The 7,875-nt window shown below is 55.3% G+C and carries 4 protein-coding genes; 3 read left to right on the top strand and 1 reads right to left on the bottom strand.

The annotated features are described in order from the left end of the window. Nucleotides 1-584: 584 nt before the first annotated feature. The 3 genes from HT102_RS15530 (at nucleotide 585) to HT102_RS15520 (ending at nucleotide 6,128) form a co-directional block, all read left to right on the top strand. Nucleotides 585-2,099, top strand: coding sequence for an ATP-binding protein (locus HT102_RS15530; RefSeq protein WP_192040365.1), 1,515 nt, complete (start codon nucleotides 585-587; stop codon nucleotides 2,097-2,099). Between the two features lie 257 nt (nucleotides 2,100-2,356). Then, nucleotides 2,357-3,085, top strand: coding sequence for a PD-(D/E)XK motif protein (locus tag HT102_RS15525; protein ID WP_333473497.1), 729 nt, complete (start codon nucleotides 2,357-2,359; stop codon nucleotides 3,083-3,085). Between the two features lie 22 nt (nucleotides 3,086-3,107). Further along, nucleotides 3,108-6,128, top strand: a complete 3,021-nt coding sequence (locus HT102_RS15520) for a Z1 domain-containing protein (protein WP_225443784.1) — start codon at nucleotides 3,108-3,110, stop codon at nucleotides 6,126-6,128. A gap of 215 nt (nucleotides 6,129-6,343) precedes the next feature. On the opposite strand, the gene HT102_RS15515 is transcribed toward HT102_RS15520, so the two are convergent. Then, complete coding sequence (locus HT102_RS15515; protein WP_225443783.1) at nucleotides 6,344-7,561, bottom strand: DNA cytosine methyltransferase; 1,218 nt, start codon at nucleotides 7,559-7,561, stop codon at nucleotides 6,344-6,346. Between the last annotated feature and the right edge of the window lie 314 nt (nucleotides 7,562-7,875).

The following is a 7,875-nucleotide window of genomic DNA, read 5'->3' as shown; positions in this document are numbered from 1 at the left end:
GCTCCTCGGTGTTCATGACGGGAGCGATGCGCCCGGCAAGCATGGTCATGTTGCGGTAGGAGCCTTGCAGCTGGGCGGTTCGCGCGCACCGGACGATCAGCAGTGATGTACTCGTGCGTAGCACCACACAGCGCCCATCAATATACGCGCGTGCAGCTTGCTATTGCGATACAGCAAGTCCCCCGCATCCAGACATCAGACATGACCCGCCCTACCTCAGCCCCAGTGAGCAACCTCGACGCCGGACGCGCCAATGGCCCGCGCTGCTATCGCCCTGCACCCCCTGCGGACCATCACAGCGCTGACACCTCAGCGCCAGCGCTAGGCCGGAGGCCAGGTGGTACGCCGCCACAACCCACTAGCGCCACCGAGCGCTGGCACGAACATTCCCTACGAGGGATCAACACACTGCTATACCTCTGCCAAGTTCAAAAATATACCTACCAGACTGCTAGAGCAGCACTCACAATTGGTTCTCATCGCCCGCCGTCCTTGCCGATGAAGACGAAGGCGGCACGGACATCCCAAGCCAGATGATAAGGTTAGCAGCCTCAGAACTAAACGAACCTAAAGGAATCGACTGAATGCGGTCCCGGAAGAAGAGTGCGGGCGACGTCGCCGACCGCATCAAGCTTGTTCCAGATGCTGGCCTCGTCAAGAGCTTAGGGGTCAACCACACTCTAGAATCGGCAATTGCCGATCTAGTCGACAACTCAATCGACGCCCGAGCAACAGAGGTGTCCGTTCGCCTACTAACCCACAGGCAACGACTAGTCCAGGTCGAAGTGGTTGACAACGGCAAGGGCATGGACTCAGGCGAGAGCACGCAAGCGATGACCATCGGGCACCAGAGAGACTACGCTTCCTCGGACCTAGGCCACTTCGGCATGGGACTGAAAGCCGCTTCTTTCGGCCATTGCGATACCCTCACAGTATGGTCACGCGCAACTCGATCCTTGCCGGTTGGGCGACGCATCCACCGTGCCGACTTCTCACGTGACTTCACATGTGAAATCTTGTCGAGCTACTCTGCTCAAAAAGCGGACCGCAATCGACGAAAGGTGCTCGCTTCCGAGGCAGGAACCATGATTATTTGGTCCAACCTTCGCAACACATACCGCGGACGCAGCGACAGTGAAGCGGCAGCATGGTTGTCCGACGTATCCAGTTCAATTAGCAAACATCTTGGAGTTGTCTTTCATCGACCGATCAGTTCTTCGAAACTCAAGATCAAACTCCTCGTAGACGAATCTGAACACATCCACGAATCTGTAGGAATCCCTGTCGCCTCCGTAGACCCGTTTAGCTATAGAGCCAGTGGACATCCAGGCTATCCGAAAACAATCAACGTGGCCCTGGCGGATATGAAAATCCCGCTCTCCTGTCACATATGGCCCCCCAAATCGGATGTCACCGGATTCAGGATCGGTGGGAAATCTGGCGAGAGATTTCAAGGATTCTACATATATAGGAATGATCGACTCCTGCAGGTAGGTGGCTGGTCTGATATAGCAACTCCGTCCCCTGCTCGGCAACTGGCACGAGTCAGCCTCGATGATCCGCGTGCGATTGGACAGCTAGTCGCGATGAACTCGGAGAAGCAAGGTGTTAAATTTGAGCACTCTTTTCACGATGCGATCACACATGCCACCTCCGATGACGGCGTCACATTCGACCAGTTCCTCAAGGATGCCGAGCAGGTCTATTCAGACTCGCGAAAACGAAAGAGGAAGCGGAAGCCTGCTATAAGACCAGATCGCGGATTCTCCCCCGATCTTCGGCGAGCCATTCGATCAGAGCTCCCAATAATCCAAGACCTCTCCCTATCTCTCCAATGGAAGCTCATGCCCCAGGGAGAATTCCTCGACGTTGATTTCGCAAACAACACATTGTGGCTCAATAGACGCTATAGAAGCTTGTTTACCCCCCGCGGCAGCCTCAATGATACCCCCGTACTGAAAGCACTACTCTATTTGTTGACGCACCACGTGTTTGAGGGGCAGTTCTTGGGTGCGCGCGACAAAGATGAGATCGCCCTATGGAAGTCCGTCCTCGGTGCAGCCGTCGTGAACGAACTGTCCATGAAGTCAGACGATTGATGGGGGGTCGACAAATGCGGCCGCAGTCAGGCTCCTCGCGCCACCTAAATTCCGATACTTTCGATGAACTTTGGTCAGCCGCACCGATCTCGATCACCATTGTTGGCACACCTAGATGCGATTTACAGCTGGACCGCGCCGCCGGTCAAATCGCGCTTGTCACCAGATACAGCTCTCCTGAACCAGACGTGTCAAGGCTGCGAAATGTCAATTTCGAAACATACACAGACGACAGAGGCGACTGGCTACGCTTAATCGTGAACGTGCCCGAAGGAAGATCGCATAGCGCATACAGCTTTCTTTCATCCGTGGCTGACGAGGTTCAGATCGAGAAGGCTCCGATCGCCGTGGCAGTATCAACCGCTGTTCGCCGATTCAGACAACTGCTCGAGAACCGGCAGGCACTGACGACGCAGCAGGAAGTCGGACTTTTCGGCGAGTTGCTGTTTCTTTCTCATCTAATTCACACGGTAGGCGTGGGTTCTGCGTACGACTCTTGGATTGGGTTCGACTCGGAGGAACACGACTTTGCGATGCAAGCCCTACATGCTGAAATCAAGACAACGACCTCAGAGCGTCGCCGCCATACCATCAACGGCATCCATCAACTAGTTCCGCCTCTTGAGCAACCATTGGCGTTGATCTCAATTCAACTAACCCGGACCACCCGTTCTCAAGGGCAAAGCCTGACCGACCTGGTGTCAACAATCCGTCGCATTTCGGGGGGTCATGCAGTCGATCTTGATCATGCGCTCCTACGCATCGGCTGGTCACCAGCGGACGCAGACCTCTACCAGGACACATGGAGTCTACGGAGCCGCCCACGAGCCTACCTAGTCACAGATGGCTTTCCATCCCTCACGCCGGAGCATCTGGCACTGGCGATGCCACGGTACGACCTGTTGACGCAAATTTCGTATACGATTGACCTGACTGACTATGAGGCCGACTCGATTGAGGGACCGGTTTCGGGATTCATAGACTGAAGCCGCAGGAGAACAGGAACCCATGACAAGACAAGGAACATGGACCGCATCGCTCAAGAACGCACTAGATGGCATGTCGAACCAGGAACCCAGTCCCCTGCTACCTATTGTCAGCATGATGGCACGGACCGTGGTGACGCCTTCCGATTTCGCAGAGTACGTTCGAAGCGCTGACGAGAACGATGCGACACTTACTCAGCTCCGCGTATCACTTGCGCGATGGGATGCAGCACCTGCTGTAGCATCTCACAAGGCTGGACAACCAGAAACGGAACCGAGAACACAGTCGCGTAGGTTGGCCATTTACGAAGGTCTCGAACTCGACGCGGCATGCGCTTCAGCCGTTTCCGCGCGCTCTCCAGTATATGAAGCACCTGTGACAATAATATCTAAAGCTTTCGAACCCTGGTACAGTGAAGCGCGCCAGAACCGCGCCTCGGTTTATTGGGATGATTATGAGCGATATCTACGGGAAACGAAGGGATGGAGCGCGAAGGCGATCGCCTCCCTCGATGAGACGACAAATGATGTCGTGGAGCGCTTAAGTGATCCTACTCGCGAAACCGTGAAACAGACTAAAGGGCTTGTCGTCGGCTATGTACAAAGCGGCAAGACTGCGAACTTCACTGGCGCGATTGCCAAATCGATTGATGCGGGGTACAGGCTAATTATTGTGCTTACGGGAACTATTGAGATTCTCCGAGCGCAGACGCAACGCCGAATGGACATGGAACTGCTCGGCGTTGAGAATATACTTAGCGGACTCGACCCCAACGATCCACAGGTAGCTCGCGAACTGGACTACCAGCAAGACATTGAATGGCTCAATAGGAATTTCGTTACGCACGGTGACGCGCTGAGCCAACCAAATGTGGTCAGCATACAAAGAATAACCACCCACAAGAGCGACTACAAGCGATTGCCGCAAGGCCTTTCACGGCTCAAGTTTCAAAAGTTCGACAAAATGAGACGACTAAACGATCCCGAGAATCTGTTTCGTCTCGATGCGCACGTGGCTGTGATAAAAAAGAACGCGGCGCCACTTAGAAAGTTGATCGCTGATCTCGCACCAATCAAAGGGGATCTGGCGCAGCTACCCGTGCTGATCATCGACGATGAATCTGACCAAGCTTCAGTCGACACAACAAATCCAGCTAGATGGAATGGTCCGACCAATGCAACGGTTGATCGCCAACGAACGACAATTAACAGGCTAATCACCGACTTGTTAAAACTGTGTCCGCGAGCTCAATATGTCGGATATACGGCAACACCATTCGCCAACGTTTTCGTCGATCCCGATGATGAAAGTGATGTCTTCCCCTCTGACTTTGTTCTATCCCTCCATCGCCCACCAGGATATATGGGGGTGCGGGAATTCCACGATGTCGGCAAACGATGGGAAGATGAAGACAAGACGATTGCCAACTCGAACGAACTCGCACACGTAAGAGAGCTCGTAGGCGCACCTGCGGATGACGACATCAGGCGCAACCAGGAGCTCCAGGAAGCCATCGATGCCTGGGTGCTAAGCGGCGCAATCAAGAAATTTCGGGAGTCGCATTCTACACTGAGGTTTCGACACCACACCATGCTTGTTCACGAGTCGGTAAAACGGAGTGATCACGCCGCGACTGCAGAAGTTGTCAAGCACCTTTGGCGAGCAGCGGGATTTACCTCCTCCGTTGGACTTTCCCGGCTCCGTAGGCTTTTTGACGATGATTTTGGCCCCGTAATGGGGGCGCGCGCTAACGGTAGCCCTATCCCCGTTACGTTCGACGAGGTGAAGCCATTCATTGGCGAGGCACTCGCGTCGATGACGGTTGATCACGATCCAGTGCTGGTTGTCAATTCGGACAAGAACATTACTGACAACCAGAGAAAGCTTGACTTTGAGTCGGATCAAGTTTGGCGCATCTTGGTCGGCGGGACGCAGCTCTCAAGAGGATTTACTGTCGAAGGCCTAACCGTCTCCTACTTCCGGCGGAAGGCTGGCCAGGCGGACACGCTTATGCAAGCCGGTCGATGGTTTGGATTTAGAAATGGATACCAAGACCTCGTCCGACTGTACATCCGACGAGACGAAAAAGTCGATCTCTACGAAGCTTTCGAAGCACTACTACTGGATGAGGAGGCCTTCCGCGATGAGATTCGCCAGTACGAGGGCTTTGACGACAATGGATTGCCACTAGTTGAACCGCGGCAGATCCCACCTCTCGTGAGTCAGCATTTGCCGTGGCTGCGTCCAACCGCACGTACCAAAATGTGGAACGCTGTTATCGAGTCGAAGGCAACAGCACGTGGATTTCAGGATTTGTACGGCGTACCACAACGGCGCGATCCGCGCCACTTTGGGAATCTGAACCAGGTAGCGGTCCCACTTCTGTCGATTGCATCGGAAGAGTTCAAATTCCGTTATGCGATCGAGGATAATGTGGCCAAGGCTGATTCCGGAAGTTTTCGCGCGAGAGTGGGATATGTCGATGGCAGGAATTTCCTCAGTCTATTCGATCAGCTTGAGTGGTCTGACGGATTCAGTATCCGCGTCGATCCGATTATGAGCTTTCTTCGCTCTGCAACCGAGGACGGACGAATCGAAGACTGGACGGTATTCTGGCCTTGGCCCAACAAAGAAGGAACTCAAATCCTGATCGACGGATTGAGCGGTCCTGACGGTCAGCATGTGCCTGTCAGTCCGCGCGGCCGCCGTGAAGGAACAATGGGATTCTTCGGCTCGTCACCCCACCATCGCGCTGCCTCGTTGCCCATCGCAAGGGGTGAGGAGCTGGCTGTTCAAATGCCCAACGGAGATCCAATCTTGCTACCGGCAAAGAATGCTCGCGGTGTTGCACTGATCTATTTGGTTGATGACAGAACCAAGAAGGAGAGGTCAGAAACGCCACCAAAGGTGGGGGATATCGTCCCATTGCTTTCGCTAGCGGTGCCTTCTTCGGCGACACCTCACAGGCGGGACCTGATTCAGTGGACTGTGCGGGTGAAATCGGAACCAGACAACCCAGCAGTTCCAATAGTCAAGGTATGAAATTCCGAGTCGCTGAGTTATCGGTCGCAACTCCACGGCGACCAAATCCTGTCATATTGGTTGACATCTTTTTGGCACTGTCTTCACTCGGAATCTTGCAATCAGGGAATATCCGCCTACGGTAGATCGCATGGGTCTGAGATCCGTAGCGCTCGAGGTGACCGACCAGCAGGACAAGAAGTAGTTGGTCATGTCGAACGGACGATTCCGTTCGTTCATGCGGTAGCAGTGCTGGCCAGTGAAGCTGACTGACGTGCACTCAGTTTTGCCCGGAGATCAGCGAGAGCGAGATTTTCATATAAGGACCTTGCAACGATTTCTGCTAATTGAACCGGTACTGCATTGCCAATCTGGCGCATTGCCTCGCCCCAGGGACCGTACAGCTGATAGTCGTCTGGAAACGTCTGCAGGCGGGCAGCTTCGCGCACGGTGAAGTAGCGAATGCTGCCATCCGCGCGTCGTAGCATATTCTCACCGCCAGGTACTCCATGGACTCCGGATTTGAGTGCTTTTGAAGGCGCATCGATGGGGGATCCGGTATGACCGCGATAGGAGCGCGCGCCGGGCTGTAGAACATGATTGAGGAAGCGCCCCGTCCCCTCTTTGTCCGGCTCGGTCATACTTCCGATCGCATCGCGCACGGTGCGCCACGGCTGCCGCATCGGGAGGGGCCCATGTTCGCGGAGCTGGTCGAGCTTTCGGGTCAGAGGTTTGGGAGTCCGCTCGTCGCGCGGCACTTTGTGCCGCTCCCAGTATTCTCCGGAGACGTGCTGAGAGTATGCGAGTGCGTCCGCTGAATGCGTTTCTTCGGGGAATTTCCATCGGGCATCTACATCACTCCTTATTCCTACAAGGAACACGCGCCAGCGCTGTTGCGGAACGCCGAAGTTCGCTGCATTCACAATCGTTGGCTCAACTTTGTATTGGAGGTCCGAACCTATGGCTAGGTGCTCCACCTGGAGCCGGGCGAAGTGGTCGGACCATGATTCACCTGGCTTACTAGCTAGTTCAGGGTGTGTTAGTCGGAGCTGGATGTAGCTGAAGTAGTCAGCAAATGCTGGGCGGGTCAGTCCGCGTACGTTTTCGACGATGAACGCCCGCGGGTGGAGCACACGAATCACTTCGGCCGTGGTGGGGAACATGTCCCTTGGATCGTCTGCAGCTCCTGCCTTGCCGCCACTGCTGAATGGCTGGCAGGGTGGGCCACCACTGACGAGATCGATGTTGCCACTGATTCTGGTCCAGTCCGCATCTCGCACATCGCCCTCGTGGATGTGAACTCCTTGGACCAGCGGGTGACCGCTGGCTGCATTCTCTCTGAGGGTATCGCAGCACCATCTATTCCATTCGGCCACGATCTCGGTGCTGAATCCAGCAAGGTGTGTCCCAAGGGCGAGACCGCCTCCTCCGGCGAACAGTTCCACGGAACGCATTCCAGGAACAATACCAGCGGCAGTCCCTCCTTCCGAGACAGCGAGCCAAGCCGCACTGAAGGCAGAAGAGGCTGACGGGCGAGAAGGCGATGCCGAGCCATGGCCTGACAGCGTTGCCGGAACCTGGGCCGAGGGTAGAACATCCGACAGCGAAGAAGATGATGTTCTCCTCCCCGCTGAACCCCTCGCCTGACTGGTGGCCGGATGGCGCGATCCGCCTGCTTCTTCGACTGATGCTTTGCCTCGATCCGTGTTGCAGCCACTTACGAACAGGGTGGCACCCCGGGGAAGCCGCTGCGCCACAGCTAAATCCC

This window comes from Lolliginicoccus lacisalsi (genome assembly GCF_014841105.1).
GTDB classification, from domain to species: Bacteria; Actinomycetota; Actinomycetes; order Mycobacteriales; family Mycobacteriaceae; genus Lolliginicoccus; species Lolliginicoccus lacisalsi.
The sequence above is the reverse complement of the archived record's forward strand: the minus strand, read 5'-3'. Positions and strand labels throughout refer to the sequence as shown.